18 protein-coding genes are annotated in these 18,703 nt (G+C 66.6%); 5 read left to right on the top strand and 13 right to left on the bottom strand.

The annotated features are described in order from the left end of the window. Positions 1 to 8 precede the first annotated feature (8 nt). Genes ilvC through QKY98_RS07280 form a run of 3 tightly spaced genes read right to left on the bottom strand, consistent with a single transcriptional unit; the run spans position 9 to position 3,270 of the window. The gene (gene ilvC, locus QKY98_RS07290; RefSeq protein WP_007159689.1) at positions 9 to 1,025 is read right to left on the bottom strand and encodes a ketol-acid reductoisomerase; all 1,017 of its coding nucleotides are present in this window, start codon (positions 1,023 to 1,025) and stop codon (positions 9 to 11) included. A 26-nt stretch (positions 1,026 to 1,051) separates the two neighbouring features. Further along, positions 1,052 to 1,543 (bottom strand): acetolactate synthase small subunit, encoded by a 492-nt coding sequence (gene ilvN, locus QKY98_RS07285; protein WP_007159690.1) that lies wholly within the window; start codon positions 1,541 to 1,543, stop codon positions 1,052 to 1,054. A 2-nt stretch (positions 1,544 to 1,545) separates the two neighbouring features. Beyond that, the gene (locus QKY98_RS07280; RefSeq protein WP_027597553.1) at positions 1,546 to 3,270 is read right to left on the bottom strand and encodes an acetolactate synthase 3 large subunit; all 1,725 of its coding nucleotides are present in this window, start codon (positions 3,268 to 3,270) and stop codon (positions 1,546 to 1,548) included. A gap of 398 nt (positions 3,271 to 3,668) precedes the next feature. On the opposite strand from QKY98_RS07280, the gene QKY98_RS07275 reads away from it, so the two are divergent. Further along, positions 3,669 to 4,133 (top strand): DUF4124 domain-containing protein, encoded by a 465-nt coding sequence (locus tag QKY98_RS07275; protein ID WP_007159692.1) that lies wholly within the window; start codon positions 3,669 to 3,671, stop codon positions 4,131 to 4,133. A gap of 1 nt (position 4,134) precedes the next feature. Here QKY98_RS07275 and QKY98_RS07270 read toward each other — a convergent pair whose 3' ends face one another. Genes QKY98_RS07270 through mrcB form a run of 3 tightly spaced genes read right to left on the bottom strand, consistent with a single transcriptional unit; the run spans position 4,135 to position 7,591 of the window. Then, positions 4,135 to 4,461, bottom strand: a complete 327-nt coding sequence (locus QKY98_RS07270) for a YqcC family protein (protein WP_284670580.1) — start codon at positions 4,459 to 4,461, stop codon at positions 4,135 to 4,137. Next, positions 4,461 to 5,213: a tetratricopeptide repeat protein gene (locus QKY98_RS07265; RefSeq protein ID WP_037007511.1), complete on the bottom strand. Its 753-nt coding sequence runs from the start codon at positions 5,211 to 5,213 to the stop codon at positions 4,461 to 4,463. Before QKY98_RS07265 ends, QKY98_RS07270 begins: the two co-directional genes overlap by 1 nt. Before the next feature lie 35 nt (positions 5,214 to 5,248). After that, positions 5,249 to 7,591: a penicillin-binding protein 1B gene (gene mrcB / locus QKY98_RS07260; RefSeq protein WP_027597550.1), complete on the bottom strand. Its 2,343-nt coding sequence runs from the start codon at positions 7,589 to 7,591 to the stop codon at positions 5,249 to 5,251. A 153-nt stretch (positions 7,592 to 7,744) separates the two neighbouring features. Between mrcB and QKY98_RS07255 the strand changes: the two genes are divergently transcribed. Both QKY98_RS07255 and QKY98_RS07250 read left to right on the top strand, forming a co-directional pair. Continuing rightward, entirely contained in the window at positions 7,745 to 9,292 is a 1,548-nt protein-coding gene (locus tag QKY98_RS07255; RefSeq protein ID WP_284670579.1) for a bifunctional aminoglycoside phosphotransferase/ATP-binding protein, read from the top strand. 130 nt (positions 9,293 to 9,422) lie between these two features. After that, positions 9,423 to 10,235 (top strand): cyclic nucleotide-binding domain-containing protein, encoded by an 813-nt coding sequence (locus QKY98_RS07250; RefSeq protein WP_058792011.1) that lies wholly within the window; start codon positions 9,423 to 9,425, stop codon positions 10,233 to 10,235. A gap of 179 nt (positions 10,236 to 10,414) precedes the next feature. Here QKY98_RS07250 and deoA read toward each other — a convergent pair whose 3' ends face one another. The 6 genes from deoA to QKY98_RS07220 form a co-directional block, all read right to left on the bottom strand. Next, positions 10,415 to 11,725 (bottom strand): thymidine phosphorylase, encoded by a 1,311-nt coding sequence (gene deoA / locus QKY98_RS07245; RefSeq protein WP_284670578.1) that lies wholly within the window; start codon positions 11,723 to 11,725, stop codon positions 10,415 to 10,417. Between the two features lie 11 nt (positions 11,726 to 11,736). Then, positions 11,737 to 12,150, bottom strand: coding sequence for a cytidine deaminase (locus QKY98_RS07240; protein ID WP_284670577.1), 414 nt, complete (start codon positions 12,148 to 12,150; stop codon positions 11,737 to 11,739). A gap of 13 nt (positions 12,151 to 12,163) precedes the next feature. Beyond that, positions 12,164 to 13,099 (bottom strand): nucleoside-specific channel-forming protein Tsx, encoded by a 936-nt coding sequence (locus QKY98_RS07235; protein ID WP_186380401.1) that lies wholly within the window; start codon positions 13,097 to 13,099, stop codon positions 12,164 to 12,166. Between the two features lie 151 nt (positions 13,100 to 13,250). Beyond that, positions 13,251 to 14,513 (bottom strand): NupC/NupG family nucleoside CNT transporter, encoded by a 1,263-nt coding sequence (locus QKY98_RS07230; protein WP_007159701.1) that lies wholly within the window; start codon positions 14,511 to 14,513, stop codon positions 13,251 to 13,253. A gap of 105 nt (positions 14,514 to 14,618) precedes the next feature. Then, positions 14,619 to 15,326, bottom strand: coding sequence for a DNA/RNA nuclease SfsA (gene sfsA, locus QKY98_RS07225; RefSeq protein ID WP_144954271.1), 708 nt, complete (start codon positions 15,324 to 15,326; stop codon positions 14,619 to 14,621). After that, positions 15,323 to 16,498 carry a pyridoxal phosphate-dependent aminotransferase gene (locus tag QKY98_RS07220; RefSeq protein ID WP_042138296.1) on the bottom strand — a complete coding sequence of 392 codons (1,176 nt, stop codon included), beginning with the start codon at positions 16,496 to 16,498 and terminating at the stop codon, positions 15,323 to 15,325. The genes sfsA and QKY98_RS07220 overlap by 4 nt, the downstream gene beginning before the upstream one ends. Positions 16,499 to 16,789: 291 nt before the next feature. On the opposite strand from QKY98_RS07220, the gene dksA reads away from it, so the two are divergent. Then, a complete protein-coding gene (gene dksA, locus QKY98_RS07215; RefSeq protein WP_007159704.1) occupies positions 16,790 to 17,233 on the top strand; it encodes an RNA polymerase-binding protein DksA in 444 nt (147 codons plus the stop codon). An 84-nt stretch (positions 17,234 to 17,317) separates the two neighbouring features. After that, positions 17,318 to 18,208 (top strand): tRNA glutamyl-Q(34) synthetase GluQRS, encoded by an 891-nt coding sequence (gene gluQRS, locus QKY98_RS07210; protein WP_284670576.1) that lies wholly within the window; start codon positions 17,318 to 17,320, stop codon positions 18,206 to 18,208. Here gluQRS and QKY98_RS07205 read toward each other — a convergent pair. Next, positions 18,205 to 18,621, bottom strand: coding sequence for a VOC family protein (locus QKY98_RS07205; protein WP_284670575.1), 417 nt, complete (start codon positions 18,619 to 18,621; stop codon positions 18,205 to 18,207). The two genes, gluQRS and QKY98_RS07205, sit on opposite strands and share 4 nt — an antisense overlap. Between the last annotated feature and the right edge of the window lie 82 nt (positions 18,622 to 18,703).

Below are 18,703 nucleotides of genomic sequence, written 5' to 3'. Positions count from 1 at the left end.
CTGTCCGATCAGTTCTTGGTCTTGTCGACGATCTTGTTCGACGCGATCCAGGGCATCATCGCCCGCAGCTTCTCGCCGACCTGCTCGATCGGGTGAGCCGCGTTGTTGCGACGGTAGGCGGTCATGGAAGCGTAGTTGGACGCGCCCTCGGCCACGAACATCTTGGCGTATTCGCCGTTCTGGATGCGCTTGAGCGCATTCTTCATGGCTGCGCGCGACTCGGCGTTGATGACCTCGGGGCCGGTCACGTACTCGCCGTACTCGGCGTTGTTGGAGATCGAGTAGTTCATGTTGGCGATACCGCCTTCGTACATGAGGTCAACGATCAGCTTGAGTTCGTGCAGGCACTCGAAGTAGGCCATTTCCGGCGCGTAGCCGGCTTCGACCAGGGTTTCGAAACCGGCCTTGACCAGCTCGACCGCACCACCGCACAGCACGGCCTGCTCGCCGAACAGGTCGGTTTCGGTCTCGTCCTTGAAGGTGGTTTCGATGATGCCGGTACGGCCGCCGCCGACGCCGCAGGCGTAGGACAGGGCGACGTTCTTGGCATTGCCGGAAGCGTCCTGGTGGACGGCGACCAGATCAGGGATGCCGCCGCCCTTGACGAACTCGGAGCGCACGGTGTGACCCGGGGCCTTGGGAGCGATCATGATGACGTCCAGGTCAGCACGGGGCACGACCTGGTTGTAGTGGATGGCGAAACCGTGGGCGAAGGCCAGGGTGGCGCCCTGCTTCAGGTTCGGCTCGATCTCGTCCTTGTACAGCTTGGACTGGAATTCGTCGGGGGTCAGGATCATGACCACGTCAGCGGAGGCGACGGCGTCCTTGACCGGCTTGACGGTCAGGCCATGGGCTTCGGCCTTGGCCACGGTGGCCGAGCCACTGCGCAGACCGACGACGACGTCGACGCCGGAGTCCTTCAGGTTGCAGGCGTGGGCGTGGCCCTGGGAGCCGTAGCCGATGATGGCGACCTTCTTGCCCTGGATGATGGAAAGGTCACAGTCTTTGTCGTAGTAAACGCGCATTGCAGGTTCTCCTGGAAAAGGGGGTATCAGATGCTCAGGGCTTTGTCGCCACGGGAAATTCCGGTCACGCCGCTACGCACCACCTCGAGGATGGACGCGGCGCCGATCGCCTGGATGAAGCTGTCGATCTTCTCGCTGGTGCCCGCCAGCTGAATGGTATACACGCTGCTGCCGACATCGACGATCTGGCCGCGAAAGATATCGGTGGTGCGCTTGACCTCGGCGCGCTGGGCGCCGGTGGCCTTGACCTTGATCAGCAGGAGTTCGCGCTCGATGTGGGCACTCTCGGACAGGTTGACCAGTTTCACCACCTCGATGAGCTTGTTGAGGTTCTTGGTGATCTGCTCGACCGTCTCTTCCTGGCCGATGGTGGTCAGGGTCAGGCGCGACAGGGTCGGATCCTCGGTCGCGGCAACCGTGAGGCTTTCGATGTTGTAGTTGCGCTGGGAAAACAGGCCGACCACGCGGGACAGGGCGCCGGGCTCGTTTTCCAGCAGCAGGGAGATGATGTGTCTCATGTTCAGGTCCGCTCCGTCTTGCTCAGCCACATGTCGCGCATCGCGCCATCCTTGATCTGCATCGGGTAGACGTGTTCGGTGTTGTCCACGGCGATGTCGAGGAAGACCAGGCGATTCTTCATGGCGAAGGCCTCGGCCATCATCGGCTTGAGGTCTTCCAGACGCTCGATGCGCATGCCGACGTGGCCATAGGCCTCGGCCAGCTTGACGAAGTCCGGCAGGGATTCCATGTAGGAGTGGGAGTAGCGGCTGCTGTACTGCATGTCCTGCCACTGGCGGACCATGCCCAGGGCACCATTGTTGAGGCAGACGATCTTCACCGGCAGGTCGTACTGCATGCAGGTGGAGAGCTCCTGGATGTTCATCTGCACGCTGCCTTCACCGGTGACGCAGGCGACGTCGGCGTCCGGGAAGTTGAGCTTGACGCCCATGGCCGCCGGGAAGCCGAAGCCCATGGTGCCGAGGCCGCCGGAGTTGATCCAGCGATTGGGCTTGTCGTAGCGGTAGTACTGGGCAGCGAACATCTGGTGCTGACCCACGTCGGAGGTGATGTAGGCATCGCCCGCGGTGACGTCGTACAGGGTCTCGATGACGGTCTGCGGCTTGATGATGCTGCCGTCGCCCTTGTCGTAGGGGAACATCTCGCGACCGCCGCGCCATTCCTCGATCTGCTTCCACCAGGCGGCCTGGTTTTCGGCACGGGGCTTCTCGCTCAGTTCGCGGACCACGGCGACCATCTCGGCGAGGACGCTGTCGACCGGACCGACGATGGGCACGTCGGCCTTGATGGTCTTGGAGATCGAGGCCGGGTCGATGTCGACGTGAATGATCTTGGCGTTCGGGCAGAAGCGCGTGGCACCGTTGATGACGCGGTCATCGAAGCGCGCACCCACGGCGAGGATGACATCGCTGTGGTGCATGGCCAGGTTGGCCTGGTAGCTGCCGTGCATGCCGAGCATGCCGAGGAACTGGCGATCGCTGCCCGGGTAGGCGCCCAGACCCATCAGGGTATTAGTGACCGGCAGGTTGAGCAGGCGCGCCAGCTCGGTGAGGGCCGCGGAGGCACCACCGAGAATGACGCCACCACCGGCATAGAGGATGGGGCGCTTGGCCGCCACCAGCATCTCGACGGCCTTGCGGATCTGCCCGGAATGACCGCGCTGCGCCGGATTGTAGGAGCGCAGCTTGATCTTCTTCGGATAGACGTATTCGTATTTCTTGGTCGGATCGCCCATGTCCTTGGGGATGTCGACCACCACCGGACCAGGACGCCCGGACTCGGCGAGGTAGAAGGCCTTCTTGAGGACTTCGGGGATCTCGGAGGGGTGCTTGATGATGAAGCTGTGCTTCACGATCGGCCGGGAGATGCCGACCATGTCGGTTTCCTGGAAGGCGTCGGTGCCCACCATGTTGCTCGGCACCTGGCCGGACAGGACCACCATGGGGATGGAGTCCATGTAGGCGGTGGCGATGCCGGTGATGGCATTGGTCGCGCCGGGGCCGGAGGTCACCAGGACCACGCCGGCCTTGCCGGTGGCGCGGGCATAGCCGTCGGCCATGTGGGTGGCGGCCTGCTCGTGACGAACCAGGATGTGGTTGAGCGCCGGTTCCTTGAACAGGGCGTCGTAGATGTGCAGCAGGGCACCGCCCGGGTACCCGTAGATGTGTTTCACGCCCTCGTCGCGCAAGAAGCGGACGACCATCTCAGCGCCAGTTAATAGCTCCACGTATCACCTCATTCCACGCATGGCGAGCGCCCATCGGTGGACGCTCAAGGTTCGGTTGACTGCAAGGCAGAGCATGGGCGACGGTGGTCACCGACGATTCAGCTGCCTAGAAAGCCTTGTTGGAAGATTCCGATGAATGCTGGAGCTTCCACCCGACGCGAGGTAACGCGGTGCAGGGTATTTGACTGTGGCGGCGCGGGTAGGCACCTCATGGTCTGCCGAGCAGTCAGCTTTGGGCCGACTCGCTACAGCGAACTTTGGATTGTTCGCATTCGACCCGTGCAAGTCAAGCCGAAAGGTGCAACCGGGCGCAATCGGTCGTCGGCGATCAGTCGTGATGAAAAGGTCGACGTCTCCTCTTATAGTGAAGTCCTGTCCTCTCCCCTTCCAGGATTCCCATGCGCTCGATCTTCTGGCTTTCCGCCCTGGCTTTCGCCTGCAGCCTGTCCGCCCAGGCCGCGCAGGTCTACAAGTGGACCGATGACAAGGGTGTCACCCACTTCAGTGCCCAGCCGCCCGAGGGCCAGAAGGCCAACGAGGTGGACGTGAAGACGGCGCCGCAGATCAATGGCAGTGGCACTGCACCCACCTACAAGATGCCCAACGGTGCCCAGCAGCCATCGGTGTCCAATGATGCCCAGCAGCAGGAACTGGATCGCCGGGTGAAGGCGCAGGTGCGCGAGGAGCAGAACAAGCTCAAGGAGCAGTGCGATCAGGCGCGCCAGAATCTGGCGCAACTGCGCAACAATCCGCGCATCCTGGTGCAGTCCGGGCGGGGCGAGACGCGGCGGCTGAGTGAAGAGGAACGTCAGCAGCGGCTGGCCGAGACCCAGCTGTCCATCGAGCAGAACTGCGGCAAGTAACTCAGGCGCTTTCGATGATGCGGTCGAATTCGGCCAGGGACGCAAGCAGGGGCAGGACGGGGTCGAGATTGCCCTGGTAGACCATCTCGGCCATCGGCCGGATGCCAGAGCGCGCCGGCAGGGCCGCATCGCTCTCGATGATCAGCTTCATCCGCGGCACGAAGATCCACTGCAGCCACTGGGCGAAACTCAGGGTATCAACGCAGAAGGGCTCCTGGCTGGCCAGGGCTTCTGCGCTGGGCGCCTGCGCCGACCACCAGCCGAGCAGGCGCAATTCACGCTCGATCTGCAGCAGCTGATCGGTCAGGGCGGGCAGGCGCTCGTCCATCAGGTACCCACCTGCGCCTTCTGCCGGGCCAGGGCGGCGCCGGAGGCATCGCCCTGGGCCTCGCGGGCCTGGGCGATCAGTTGCCAGAGACTGGCCTGCAGGGCCGGGCGGCCATTGGCGTAGGTCAGGGCGCGCCGGGCCAGTTGCTCGCCCTGGGCCGGATCGTTCTGCGCCAGGCGCACCTGGGCCAGGCGATAGAGCACCTGGGGCTCGCGCGGGGCGATGCGCTGAGCGCGTTCCAGGCTCGAGGAGGCGCCGTTGAGATCGCCGCCGCTCTGCTGTTGCTGGGCGGTGGTCAGCAGGGCCAGCACCGGACCGTCGAGTTGTTCGTCGGCAGCCAGGCCACCACCACTGGAATTGCTGGTGGCGGGAATGCCGGTCGGCGCCGTACTGGCAGCCGCGGAGCCGCCCGGGGTGGCAGGCGGATAGACCGGCTGCGAATAGCTCGGCTGCACCGGCGCCTGGGCAGGCGGTGCGCTGGGGCTGGACGAGGTGATCAGCGGCGCCGAGGCCGCCGGTGCGGCATAGGTTTCCAGCGGCGCGGAGCTACCGCCCGGCACCATGACGGTCACCCCGGAATCGGCCGGCGCGCTGGGCGCGGCGGCCACGGGGGCCTGACGTTGCGCCGGCAGGGGCCGGTTGTTGCCCTGGCGATAGAGTTCGCCGTTGGACACCGGACCACCGGAATCGACCACGGGGATGGCGCCACGCTGCGGCGCGGCGCAACCGGCGAGGAGAACACCGGCGATCATCACCGGCCAGACTGCTTTCGTCACCTTGGGACCTCTCAATTCAACCAACCCTTGACCCAATCCATGACCGGATTGCCGCCGTTGCCGTTGCCGCCGGCAGCGGGTGCGGCCGGCGCGCCACAGGAGGCGCCCGGTGGCGGCTCACTGCCGCGAATATAAGGCATCTGCACGGCGTTGGGACACGAGGGATCCGTGCCGCGCCCGGTGGTGGCATCGACCCAGGCCTGGGTGATGTTGTCCGGTACCGGCATGTCCAGGGAGACCGGATCGGCGCGACGCATGAAGTTGCTCCAGACCTGCAGGGCGCCGGTGGCACCGGTCAGGGGTGTCTTACCGTTGTCGTCGCGACCCAGCCAGACCACCGCCAGCAGATCCTGGCTGAAGCCGGAGAACCAGCTGTCGCGGGAATCGTTGGTGGTGCCGGTCTTGCCCGCCAGGTTCACGCTGGTGGGGATCTGGTTGTAGACCGAGCGCCCGGTACCCTCGCGCATGACGCGCTGCATGGCGTACTGCACCAGGTAGATGGCGCCGGTATCGAAGCGCTGCTCGATCTGGAAGGGATAGCGCTTGAGCGGCTCGCCATTGGCGTCGAGCACACTGCGGATGCTGCGCAGCGGCGTGTTGAAGCCGCCGTTGGCCAGCGTCTGGTACATGGTCGCCACTTCCATGGGCGTCAGGGCACCGGCGCCGAGCAGGGTCGCCGGATAGGGCGGCAGGGCGCGACTCACGCCCAGGCGCGCGACGGTCTTGAGCACCTCGGGGACCCCGAGGTCCAGGCCCAGGCGCGCGGTGGACAAGTTGTAGGAATGCGCCAGCCCCTGATAGAGGAAGATGGTGCCGTGCGCCTTGTGCTCGTAGTTCTGCGGCCGCCAGACCTGGCCATCGGCGCCCTTCACCGAGAAGGGCTCATCCTGGATCAGGGTGGTCAGGGTGTACTTGCTGGGGCGCTCGAGGGCGGTGAGATAGACCGCCGGCTTGATCAGCGAGCCGACCTGGCGCACCGCGTCGAGGGCGCGGTTGTAGCCGGCGAAGCGCGGATCGCGGCCACCCAGCAGCGCCTGGACCTCACCGGTTTCCGGATTGGTCACCACCATGGCCGACTCGACGTTTTCCGCACCCTTGCGGCCGTCGATGCGCTTCATGGTCTCGCCCATGGCGGCTTCGGCCTTGGTCTGCAGGATGGGGTCGAAGCTGGTGAAGATGCGCAGCCCTTCTTCGGTGAGGTCTTCGTCGCGGTAGTCCTGCTTGAGCTGGCGCTTGACCAGGTCGACGAAGGCCGGGAAGGAACTGTTGGTCAGGCTGCCGGCCTTGGTGATGCCCAGCGGCCGAGCCTTGGCCGCTTCCGCCTCGGTGGCGCTGACCACGCCCTGCTCGGCCATGAGGTCGAGCACCAGGTTGCGGCGGGTCATGGCGCGCTCGGGGTAACGGCGCGGGTTGTAGTAGGACGGGCCCTTCACCAGACCGACCAGCAGGGCGACCTGATGCAGTTTCAGCTCGCTGAAGGGCTGGCCGAAGAAGTACTGGGCGGCCAGACCGAAGCCGTGGATGGCGCGCGAGCCGTCCTGACCGAGGAACACCTCGTTGAGGTAGGCCTCGAGGATCTCCTGCTTGCTGTAGTGCAGCTCCAGCAGCAGCGCCATCAGGGCTTCGGTGCCCTTGCGGGTGATGCTGCGCTCGTTGGTGAGGTAGAAGTTCTTGACCAGCTGCTGGGTCAGGGTGCTGCCACCCTGGCGCACCTGGCCGCTGGTGGCGTTGACCCAGACCGCCCGGGCGATGGACTTGGGCGAGACGCCGTGGTGATGCCAGAACTCGCGGTCCTCGACGGCCACCAGGCCATCGACCAGGTGCGGCGGCGCCTGGTCGAGCTTGATGAGGATGCGATCCTCGTTATGTGCCGGATAGATGCCGCCGATCATCAGCGGTTCCAGGCGGGCCACGGCCAGATTGCTGCCATCCAGGGCGCTGACGCCGGAGACGGTGCCGCCGGCGAAGCGCACACGGATCGCCCGCGCCGGCTCGACGCCTTCGTAGAACTGGAAGCCGCGGGTGTTCAGCTCGACCGTGGAGGCGCCCACGGAGACGCTGCCAGGGCCGTCCACGGTCTTCTCGCGGCGATAGCCGAGGGCATCGAGTTCGGTGAGGAAGTCGTCACGGCTGAGCTTGACGCCATTGAACAATTCCAGCGGCCGGGCATAGACCTTGGCCGGAATGGTCCAGCGCTTGCCAGAGAATTTTTCCTGGACCACGGCATCCAGATAGATGCATACGCCAGCCAGGGCTACCAGCGCGACCAGACCAAGCTTGACTGCCCAGCCGGACAGGCGGCGCCAGTCAAAGGTCTTGCGCTTGCGGGAACGAGAGGATCGGGGTCGCTTCATGGCGGCGCATTATACGCACTTGCCCGGTGGCCGACAGCGGCCTGCCAGCGCTTCGTCAGCTGGGGTTCAAGGACGCCCCTTCCCGGTGTCGCGGCTTGCGTGGACCGCCCTGGCAGCGATAATGCCGCCATCCATTCCCTACAAGGACCGCCCGTGAGCCAGCTCCTGATTTCCGCCCTGCAGAACCCGGCGCTCTATCCCCATCCCACCTCGGCGTTCCGGGTCGTCGAAACCCATATTTCCTGGGTCGTGCTGACTGGCGAGGTCGCCTACAAGATCAAGAAGCCGGTGAATTTCGGTTTCCTCGACTTCACCGACCTGGAGGCCCGCGGCCACTTCTGCCGCGAGGAACTGCGCCTCAACCAGCGCCTGACCTGCGATCTCTACCAGGACGTGGTGGCCATCACCGGCAGCGAAAGCGCTCCCGAGCTGGGCGGCAGCGGTCTGGTGATCGAATACGCCCTGCGCATGCGCGAATTCCCCCAGAGCCAGCTGCTCAGCGAGGTGCAGCAGCGCGGCGAGCTGACCGAGGCGCACATCGACGCCCTGGCTGCACAGATCGCCCGCTTCCACCTGGCCGCACCCCAGGTAGGGACCGAGCATCCGCTGTGCACCCCGGACGCCGCCATGGCGCCGGTGCGGCAGAATTTCGAGCAGATCCGCGCCATGCTCGGCGAAGCGGCCGATCTCCGACAGCTCGACCAGCTGGAAGCCTGGGCCGAAGCCAGCTACGCGCGCCTGCTGCCGCTGTTCGAGGCGCGTTGCCGTGACGGCTTCATCCGCGAATGCCATGGCGACATCCACCTGGCCAACGCCACCCTGCTCGACGGCGAGGTGGTGCTGTTCGACTGCATCGAATTCAACGAGCCCTTCCGCCTGACCGACACCATGGGCGATGCCGGCTTCCTGGCCATGGACCTGGAAGACCGCGGCCTCAAGACCCTGAGCAACAGATTCGTCAATGCCTACTTCGAGGCCACCGGCGACTACAGCGGCCTCGCCCTGCTCGACTTCTACAAGGCCTATCGCGCCATGGTGCGCGCCAAGATCGCCCTCTTCCGCCTCGGCCAGGCCGAGGAGCCGGCGCTGCGGGCCGAGATCCTTGCCAGTTATCGCAGCTACACGGCCCTGGCCGAAGGCTATACCCAGGTGCCCCAGCCCTTCGCGGCGGTGATGCACGGGGTGTCGGGGATCGGCAAGAGCACCGTGGCCCTGGCCCTGGTCGAGGCGCTCGGCGCCATTCGCCTGAGATCCGATGTCGAGCGCCAGCGCCTCTATGCCGACAGCGACGAGGCCACCCGCTACAGCGCCGCAGCCGGCGAAGCCACCTATGCGCGCCTGCACGAGATCGGCGCCCAGGTACTGGCGGCCGGTTATCCGCTGGTACTCGACGCCACCTACCTCAAGCAGGCCCAGCGCGCCGCGGCCCAGGCCCTGGCCGAAGCCCAGGCCGCGCCCCTGCTGATCATCGACTGCCAGGCGGACGACGAACTCATCGCCCGCTGGCTGCAGGAGCGCCAGGCCGAGGGGACCGATCCTTCCGAAGCCACCCTCGCGGTGGTGGCAGCCCAGCGCCAGGCCCAGGATCCGCTCGAACCCGCCGAGCAGGATCGGGCGCTGGTGGTGGAGCTGGGTCGCGCCGGACAGTTGGAGGCCCTGCCGGCTCGCCTGCTGCGCCGCCTGGGTCGCGCCCCGGCCTGACCACGACCTCCTGGGGGGCAGAACAAGCGTTCCGTCACAGCTCGTGGAGTTGTGGATTTACGGTCGCCGACGAGCGGCTTATCGTGCGACCCACGTCACAGCCTCTGCGTAACAAGAAGGAATTGGCACCATGTACCTCATCGGCGATCAGCCTCCCTATGTCGATCAGTTGCGTCAGGCGCTGCAGGCCATTCCGGCGCGACTGGTCAGTGGTGTGGCGCCGAGTCGGCAGCCCCTGCAGCTGAGTCCCGCCGCCCTGCTGCAGGACTGGATGCGCAATGACGAGGTCTATCTGATCCAGCGTGGCCCGCTGCGGGTGGTCCTGGATCAGCGGGCGCTGTTCCAGCTCGGCGAGGGCGACCTGATCGGCCTGGGGCGCACTCTGGATCTGCCGACCCTCAACTACGAGAGCGAGGCCGACGTGCGGGTGCTGCCCTACGACCGCGAGACCTTTCTCGCGGCGGCCACCGCCACGCCGGTCCAGCGCGATGCCCTGCTGAGGTACATGCTGGGTCAACAATCGCTGCTGGCCCAGGCGCTGATCCGGCTCAAGCCGCCGGTCACCCAGCCGGCCACCGGCTTTCGTCGCTATGCCGCCGGCGAGGTCATCATCCGTCAGGGCGATTCCGCCGAGCATGTCTTCGTCATCACCGAAGGCCATGCCGAGGCCTGGGTCGATGGCTGCAAGGTCGGCGAGGTCTGCCAGGACGAGATCGTCGGCGCCCTGGCGGTGTTCACCCATACGCCTCGTACCGCCAGCGTCATCGCCAAGACCGTCTGCACCGTGCTGGTGATCCCCCAGGATCAGTTCGTTTCCCTGATGGAGACCACCCCGCGCATCGCCCACAGCCTGATCGAGAACATGGCGCGCCATATCGACACCCTGAACAAGGAGGTCACCCGCCTGCGCGGTGCCCAAGAGCGACCTTCCAGCGGTAATTAAGAAATGTTCTCGAATACGCTTGACGATGGAATGAGAATTGTTATTATTCAACTCAGCCGGTCGCGAGACCGGTCGATAACTGAAGGTCCAGCAGTTGGTCTTTCGGGTTATCTCCTCATCAGGCTAATCACGGTTTTGGACCCGGCTCTGCCGGGTCTTTTTTTGTCTGGAACCCGGCGCTAGCGCCGATCCAGCACAGCGGGCACGGCATCGGCCGGCCGCTCCTCCCCCAGGCCATAGGCCAGCTGCAGGTGTTGGGCAGCCCGCGCGGCGCTCTGGGCGTCGCCGGCATGGATCACCCCCAGGGGCCGGTGCGCGTCGACCCACTCGCCGGGCAGTGCCAGGCCGGCCAGACCCACCGCCGGATCCACTTCATCCTCCGGACGTTGCCGCCCGCCGCCCAGTTCAACCACCAGCAGACCGAGGGCGCGGGTATCGACCTGCTGCACCCAGCCCGGGCCGGCCGGATAAACGGCGCGCACGACCGGGGCCCGAGGCAGATGCTGCCAGGGCCGCCCGGTCAGGTCGGACGGACCGCCCAGGGCCAGGTTCATCGCCGCGAAACGCGCCAGGGCGGCGCCGCTCTGCCAGGCCTCCAGCACCAGGCGCTCGGCCGCCATGGCATCGCTGGCGAGTCCGGCCAGTTGCAGCGCTTCCCCGGCCAACGCCTGGATCACCTGCCAGAGGCGCTCGCTGCGCACCTCGCCGGTCAGCAGGGCGATGGCCTCCTCCACCTCCAGGGCATTGCCGGCGCTGCGCGCCAGGGGCTGGCCCATGTCGGTGACCAGGGCGCGGGTCCGGACCCCGGCGGCTTCGGCGACCTCGACGATACTGTCGGCCAGGCGCAGAGCCGCGTCGCGCTCGGCCATGAAGGCGCCGCCGCCGGTCTTGACGTCCATGACCAGCACGTCCAGGCCGGCGGCCAGTTTCTTGGCCAGGATGGAGGCGGTGATCAGGTCCACCGATTCCACCGTGGCGGTGACGTCGCGGATGGCATAGAGGCGGCGGTCGGCCGGGGCCAGATCGGCGTCCGGACCGACGATGGCGCACCCCACCTCGGCCACCACCTGGCGAAAGCGCGCCAGGCCAGGCCGGATGAGATAGCCGGGGATGCTCTCCAGCTTGTCCAGGGTGCCGCCGGTGTGGCCCAGGCCGCGCCCGGAGATCATCGGCACGTGGCAGCCACAGGCGGCGAGCAGCGGCGCCAGCACCAGGCTGGTGAGATCGCCCACGCCGCCGGTGGAATGCTTGTCCACCACCGGCCCGGGCAGCTCCCAGTGCAGCACCTGGCCGCTGTCGCGCATGGCCAGGGTCAGGGCGGTGCGCTCGGCGGCGGTCATGCCGCGCAGCAGGGTGGCCATGGCGAAGGCGGCGATCTGGCCTTCGCTGAGGCTGTCTTCGACGATGCCGCGGACCAGTCGCTGGAGATCCGCAGCCGTGAGTTCCAGGCCATCGCGCTTCTGGCGGATCACCTCCTGGGCAAGCCACATGGGCGGACTCCTTAGAAGTCGTCGAAGGCGCCGGGCAGCAGCTCGGCCAGGGTCCAGGTGCGGGTACGGCCGGGTTCGCTGCCGCTGCAGACGATGGTCGCGTCGGGCGCCATCAACTCCAGCAGCACCTGGCGACAGGCACCGCAGGGACTGATCAGGGGAACGCCCGGCGCATGGATGGCCATGGCGGTGAAACTGCGCGGCGGCAGGCCCCGGCTGATGGCGGCGAACAGGGCGCTGCGCTCGGCGCAGTTGGTCAGGCCATAGGAGATGTTTTCCACGTTGCAGCCATGGATGACTTCGCCCTCGGCGGTCAGCAGGGCGGCGCCCACGGGAAAATCCGAATGCGGACAGTAGGCGCGCTCGGCCGCAGCGACCGCTTGCGGAAGCAGTGCGGCCAGGTGCGCAGGCAGGTTGGTGCTCATGACAGTCTCCAGATCAGAATTGATAACCCACCCCCGCATAGTAGCCCCAGCCGTTGGAGCGGCCCTCGAAATCGCCCTCGCCAAAGTTCAGCTCGGTGCCGTCGCGCCAGTTGCCGCCATTGTGGAAATGCCGCGCAGCGAACATGAAGCGCAGGTGGGTGAAGGCATAGAGCAGCACATTGGTGGATACGGTGGCATTGGCCGTACGACCTGGCTCGTCGCCCAGCTTCGAGCCGAAATCGAAGTTGGTGAAGCCGACATAGGTCAGGGAGGCACCGTTGTCGAACTTGGCCAGCGGCCAGATGTACTTGAGCTGGGCCCGATAGCCGTCCCAGGAATTCTCGTTGGCGGCGCCATAGTTTTCCCACTGGCGGCGGCCGTAGAGGTTGGCGGACAGCAGCACCGGGGTATGGGTCTCGATATCGGTACCGAAGCCGGCGTAGAGGGTGTTCTGTCGACTGGCCTGGCTGCTGCCGTGGTCATAGATCCAGTCGAAGGCCAGGTACCACTCCTTGAACGGCCCGAAGGCCAGCGAGCGACCACTGAGCTGATCGATGGAGATACGCGGTTCGTGCTCCATGAACAGGGGCGAACCGCGGTCCCAGACGCCGGAGTCATGGCTGTTGCCGATACCCAGTACCCTGGGCACGTCGATGTAGCCATAGAGTTCGAAGGGCCCCTTGCGGCCGAAGTACTCGTACTCCAGATAGACGTCGTCCACGGGCTGCGGGCCGAAGCTGATGTCCTTGCTGCCGATCAGAGTCAGATCCTGGTTGTACCAGGACGATAGATAGGGCGAGCGATTGTCCGTCTGTTGCGCGGCGGGACTGGCGGTCTCGCCCTGGGCGCTGTCGGTGGTGACGGCGGGAGCGGCCAACAGCTGGGCGCTGCAGCAGAACAGGAGCGGTAGCGCGCCGAAGCGCACGCGACGGAGGCGGGAAAACGTCATGAGGAGGGTTCCTGAGCGAAAGCCTTGAGAAGCCGCGGACAACCCGTGGCGGCGAAGCAGGCGCACGCCACGGTCATCCGCTGTTACGTTTTGGCGCACCCAGGCCAGCGGTGCACCATAAAGTGGACCGGATGGTCCAATCGACATCGAGCTAGAGGCCGATGAAGAAGCCGGCCAGGGCCGCGCTCATCAGGTTGGCCAGGGTGCCGCCAAGCATGGCGCGCAGGCCCAGCTGAGCCAGTTCGTGACGCCGCTGGGGCGCGATGCCGCCCAGGCCGCCGAGCTGGATGGCGATGGAAGAGAGATTGGCGAAGCCGCAGAGGGCGAAGGTGACGATGACCTGGGTATGCGCCGAGAGCGGCTGGACGCCCGCCGCTGCCGACTTGACCGGGTCCAGATAGGTCGAGAGGTCGGCATAGGCGACGAATTCGTTGAGCACCAGCTTCTGACCGATGAAGCCACCGGCCTGTACCGCCTCGTTCCAGGGCACCCCGATAAGGAAGGCCACCGGCGCCAGCAGATAGCCCAGCACCAGCTGCATGCTCAGTTGCGGCACGCCGAACCAGGCGCCGCACCAGCCGAGGATGCCGTTGAGCAGGGCGATCAGGGCGATGAAAGCCAGCAGCATGGCACCGACCGCCAGGGCGATGCGCAGGCCGACCTGGGCGCCTTCGGCGGCTGCGTCTATGACGTTGGCTGGGCGCTCTTCCCCTTCCCCCAGGGTCTTCATGGCTTGGTCGCGCGGCTGTTCGGTCTCCGGCTCCATCAGCTTGGCCATCAGCAGTCCGCCCGGAGCGGCCATGAAGCTGGCGGCGATCAGGTACTTGAGTTCCACGCCCATGCCGGCGTAGCCCAGCAGCACCGAACCGGCCACCGCGGCGAAACCGCCAACCATGATGGCGAACAGCTCCGAGCGGGTGAGATCGGCGATGAAGGGCCGCACCACCAGCGGCATTTCCGACTGGCCGAGAAACAGGGTCGCGGTGACCGTGGTGGATTCCACCCGACTGGTGCCGAGCAGGGCGTGCAGCGCTCCGCCCACCAGGCGGATGATCCAGCCCATGATGCCCAGGTAGTAGAGCACCGCGATCAGGCTGCCGAAGAAGACGATCAGGGGCAGCACCCGCACGGCGAAGACGAAGCCACCGTTACCGAAGTACTCGAACATCTTCGGTCCAGCGAGACCGCCGAAGAGGAACTCGATGCCCTTGTCGGCATAGAGCTGCAGCGAAGAGACGGCGCCGGAGACGCTGCCGAGCACCTGCTGGCCCCAGGGAATGTAGAGGACGAACAGGCCGAGCCCCGCCTGCAACAGAAAGGCCGCGAGCACGGTACGCACGCGAATGGCGCGCCGCTGGCGGGAAAAGAGGATGGCGATGGCCACCAGCAACAGCATGCCCAACACAGAGATCATCAAGAGACTCCTGACAGGATCGCCCGATAGCGGCGATCGATGGGCGATATCCGTAAGCAAGGCGCCTGCCAGATCCTGTCCGGGCGATCAGCTTTTTGTGACTGCCTAGTCAGCGAGGCGCAGCGGTCGGTCCAGCTCCAGGCCCGCGGGCGAGAGCCGTGCCCCATAAGCCAGCACCTGCACACCCTGGCGACGGGCTTCGCCCAGGGCCAGGGCATAGGCGGCATCAATTTCCGCGGCCGGGCGTACCGCCTCGATGCCGTCGAGCAATACGCAATAGAGCAGCACGGCTCGCTCGCCGGCCGCGGCCAGGGCCGCCAGCTCGCGCAGATGGCGGGCCCCACGGGTGGTCACGGCGTCGGGAAAGGCGGCGATCGCGGTGTCGGCAAAGCCCAGGGTGACGCTCTTGACCTCCAGGTACAGCGGCCCCGCGGGATACTCCAGGCGAAAATCGGCGCGACTGTTCTCCAGCCCGTAGGCCACCTCCCGGCGCAGGGCGGTGAAGCCGGCCAGTTCGGGAATGCCACCGGCCAGCAAGGCCTCCTCCACCAGGCGATTGGCACGGGCGGTATTGATGCAGGCCAGGCGGCCATGGTCCGTCTCGACCAGCTCCCAGGTGCCGGGCAGCTTGCGCTTGGGACCACTGGCGCGGCTGAACCAGACGCGGGCGCCCGCCGGCTGGCAGTGGAGCATGGAGCCGGTATTAGGGCAGTGCAGGGTCAGCACCTCGCCGCTGGCGGTCTCGATGTCGGCGAGAAAACGCTTGTAGCGGCGCAGCAGGCGACCCTCTTCCAGGGGTGGCTCGAATCTCACCGGGCGCTCCAGCGCTGCAATCCCTGGGCGATGCGGGCGACGGCCTCTTCCAGGCGCGGCAGCGACTGGGTGTAGGCGAAGCGCACATGGGTGTCGGCACGGTGGCGACCGAAATCCAGGCCGGGGGTGATGGCCACGTGCTCGGTCTCCAGCAGGAATTGGCAGAAGGCATAGGCGTCGCCGCCAAAGGCGGCGATGTCGGCATAGAGATAGAAGGCGCCCTGGGGCTCGACGGCAATCTCAAAGCCCAGGTTGCGCAACGCCGGCAGCAGGTAGTCGCGACGGCGGGCGAATTCGGCGCGACGCTCCTCGAAGATGGCCATGGCCTCAGGGGTGAAACAGGCCAGGGCCGCCTGCTGGGCCACGGTGGAGGCGCTGATGTAGAGATTCTGCGCCAGCTTTTCCAGCTCCGGCACCGCGGCGCGCGGCGCCACCAGCCAGCCGAGGCGCCAGCCGGTCATGCCGAAATACTTGGAGAAGCTGTTGAGCACGAAGGCCGAGTCGTCCACCTCCAGCACGCTGGGGGCGTCAAGGCCGTAGGTCAGGCCGTGGTAGATCTCGTCCACCACCAGGTGACCACCACGTGCCCTGAGGGCGGCCGACAGCCCGGCGAGTTCGTCGCGATCCAGCAGGGTGCCGGTCGGATTGGCCGGCGAGGCCACCAGGGCGCCGACGCTGTCCGCCTGCCAGTGCCGCGCGACCAGTTCGGGGGTGAGCTGGTAGCGGGTCTCGGCGCCGACCGGAATCAGCTGGGCCGCGCCTTCCACCAGGCGCAGGAAGTGTCGATTGCAGGGATAGCCGGGATCGGCCAGCAGCCAGTGACGCCCGGGATCGACCAGCAGGGCGCTGGCCAGCAGCAGGGCACCCGAGCCGCCGGGGGTGATCAGCACCCGTTCCGGATCCAGGTCGACGCCGTAGCGCTCGCCATAGAAGGCGGCGATGGCGCGGCGCAACTCCGGCAGGCCGCGGGCCGCGGTGTAGCGGGTCTGACCGGCCGCCAGCGCGGCCTGGCCGGCCGCGACCACCGGGGCGGCGGTGGTGAAATCGGGCTCGCCGATCTCCAGGTGGATGACGTCATGCCCGGCGGCCTGGAGCTGGTTGGCGCGCTCCAGCAGGGCCATCACATGGAAGGGCTCGATGGCCTGGCTGCGCGCGCTGTAGGAATTGGACATGGAGGGGGTCCGAACTTGTGGCGAAGGCGGGATTCTAACCAAGGCTTCGCAGACCGGCATCCGCCGCGTCGGCAAGGAGCGGGAGGCCAGTAGTAGCGCCCCCTGGAAGCTTCTGGTAAGTTCGCCGGCTTGCATCCGCAGGGCGACTGGCCAGTCGAGAACATATTCAGCCTGGCGTCGGCATTGCGCGGGACGCCATCGGCAGCCACAGACCCCGGGCGTTCCAACATGGAGAGGCCTGGAAACGCATCCAGCCTGTGGACAGGATCAGCGAAAGTGAGAGGGTCAATCATGCCCAGCGAAGCAAATCAGCAGAACAATCATCTGGCCCGTGGCTACGAACCCTACCAGCCTGCCAAGGGTGAGGAATACATGAGTGAGCGCATGCGCGCCCACTTCACCGGCATTCTGAACAAGTGGAAGCAGGAACTGCGCGAAGAAGTCGATCGCACCGTGCACCACATGAAGGAAGAAGCGGCCAACTTCGCAGACCCGGCCGACCGCGCGACCCAGGAAGAGGAATTCAGCCTGGAACTGCGTGCCCGCGACCGCGAGCGCAAGCTGATCAAGAAGATCGACGAGACGCTGCAGCTGATCGAAGACAACGAATACGGCTGGTGCGACTCCTGCGGCGTGGAAATCGGTATCCGTCGCCTGGAAGCCCGTCCGACCGCCAGCCTGTGCATCGACTGCAAGACCCTGGCCGAGATCCGCGAGAAGCAGACCGGGACCTGAGTCCTGCTGCCTCACCGACGAGGGCGCTACGGCGCCCTTTGTTCTTTCCAGACTTCGGTTTTTCCGGCATTCACAGGATGAGCTATGTCCAGGCGCCCCTATGTCGGCCGTTTCGCCCCCACGCCCAGCGGCTATCTGCACTTCGGCTCGCTGGTCGCCGCCCTCGCCTCCTACCTGGATGCCCGCGCCGCGGGCGGGCAGTGGCTGGTGCGCATGGAAGACCTGGACCCCCCGCGCGAGGTCCCCGGCGCCCAGGCGGCCATCCTCACCACTCTGGAGGCCTACGGCTTCGAATGGGACGGCCCGGTGCTGCGCCAGAGCGAGCGCCTGGACGCCTATCGCGCGGTCATCGCGCAGTGGCTGGCCACCGGCCTGGCCTATGCCTGCGACTGCTCGCGCAAGCAGCTCGAAGGCAGTGGCGGCCTCTACCCCGGATACTGCCGCAATCGCGGCCTGCCGGCGACGGACGCCGCCATCCGCATCCGTGTCCCTGAGCTGGACTACCGCTTCGTCGACCGGGTGCAGGGCGACTTCCGCCAGCACCTCGGCCGCGAGGTGGGCGACTTCGTCATCCAGCGCCGCGACGGCCTGATCGCCTATCAACTGGCGGTGGTGATGGACGATGCCCTGCAGGGCATGACCGACGTGGTGCGGGGCGCCGACCTGCTGGACTCGACGCCCCGCCAGCTCTATCTGCAGGAATTGCTCGGTCATCCGGCGCCGCGCTATCTGCACGTGCCGCTGCTGATCCAGCCCGATGGCCACAAGCTGGGCAAGAGCTACCGCTCGCCGCCGCTGCCACCCGAGCAGGCCGGCGCCCTGCTGGTGCGCGCCCTGCGCACCCTGGGCCAGCCGACGCATGCGGAACTGGCCCGGGAAACCCCGGCCGGGGTGCTGGCCTGGGGCGTTGCCCACTGGGATGCCGCGCTGATCCCGCGGGTGCCGCACCTGGCCGAAGCCCGGCTGCCGGACTAGTAGTTGGGCCAGAGGCCGGGCGTGGCCAGTTCCAGCAGATGGCCATCCGGATCGCGGAAATACAGGCTGATCGCGCCACGCGGCCAGCGGGTACATTCTTCGATGGCGACCCCGGCAGCCACCAGGTGTGCGGCCCAGGCTTCCAGTTCATCCGCCGCGACGGCCAGGGCCAGGTGCTGACAGCCTTGGGCGCCATGGGGCGGAATGCAGCCGCCCGGCAGCCTGACGGGCTGTTCGGTAGTGCCCCGCTGGAACAGCAACAGGACGCTGGCGCCCACCGCATAGGCGGCCAGGCGCTCGTCGGCGAACATCGGCGTGAGCCCCAACAGCTCTTCATAGAAGCGCCGGGCCCGGGGCAGATCGGCGACATAGAGCGCGGTTTCCAGCACGGCGGCGAGACGGGGCCTGGTCATCGGCGAACTCCGGCGGGGAAAGAAGCCTTCACGGTAGAAGCCTCCCTCTCCGGGGTACAGCGCTTTTGCATTACCATGGCGC

Origin of the sequence: Pseudomonas sp. HR1 (assembly GCF_030175875.1) — a bacterium.
In the GTDB taxonomy this organism is placed as follows: Bacteria; Pseudomonadota; Gammaproteobacteria; order Pseudomonadales; family Pseudomonadaceae; genus Chryseomonas; species Chryseomonas oryzihabitans.
The sequence above is the reverse complement of the archived record's forward strand: the minus strand, read 5'-3'. Positions and strand labels throughout refer to the sequence as shown.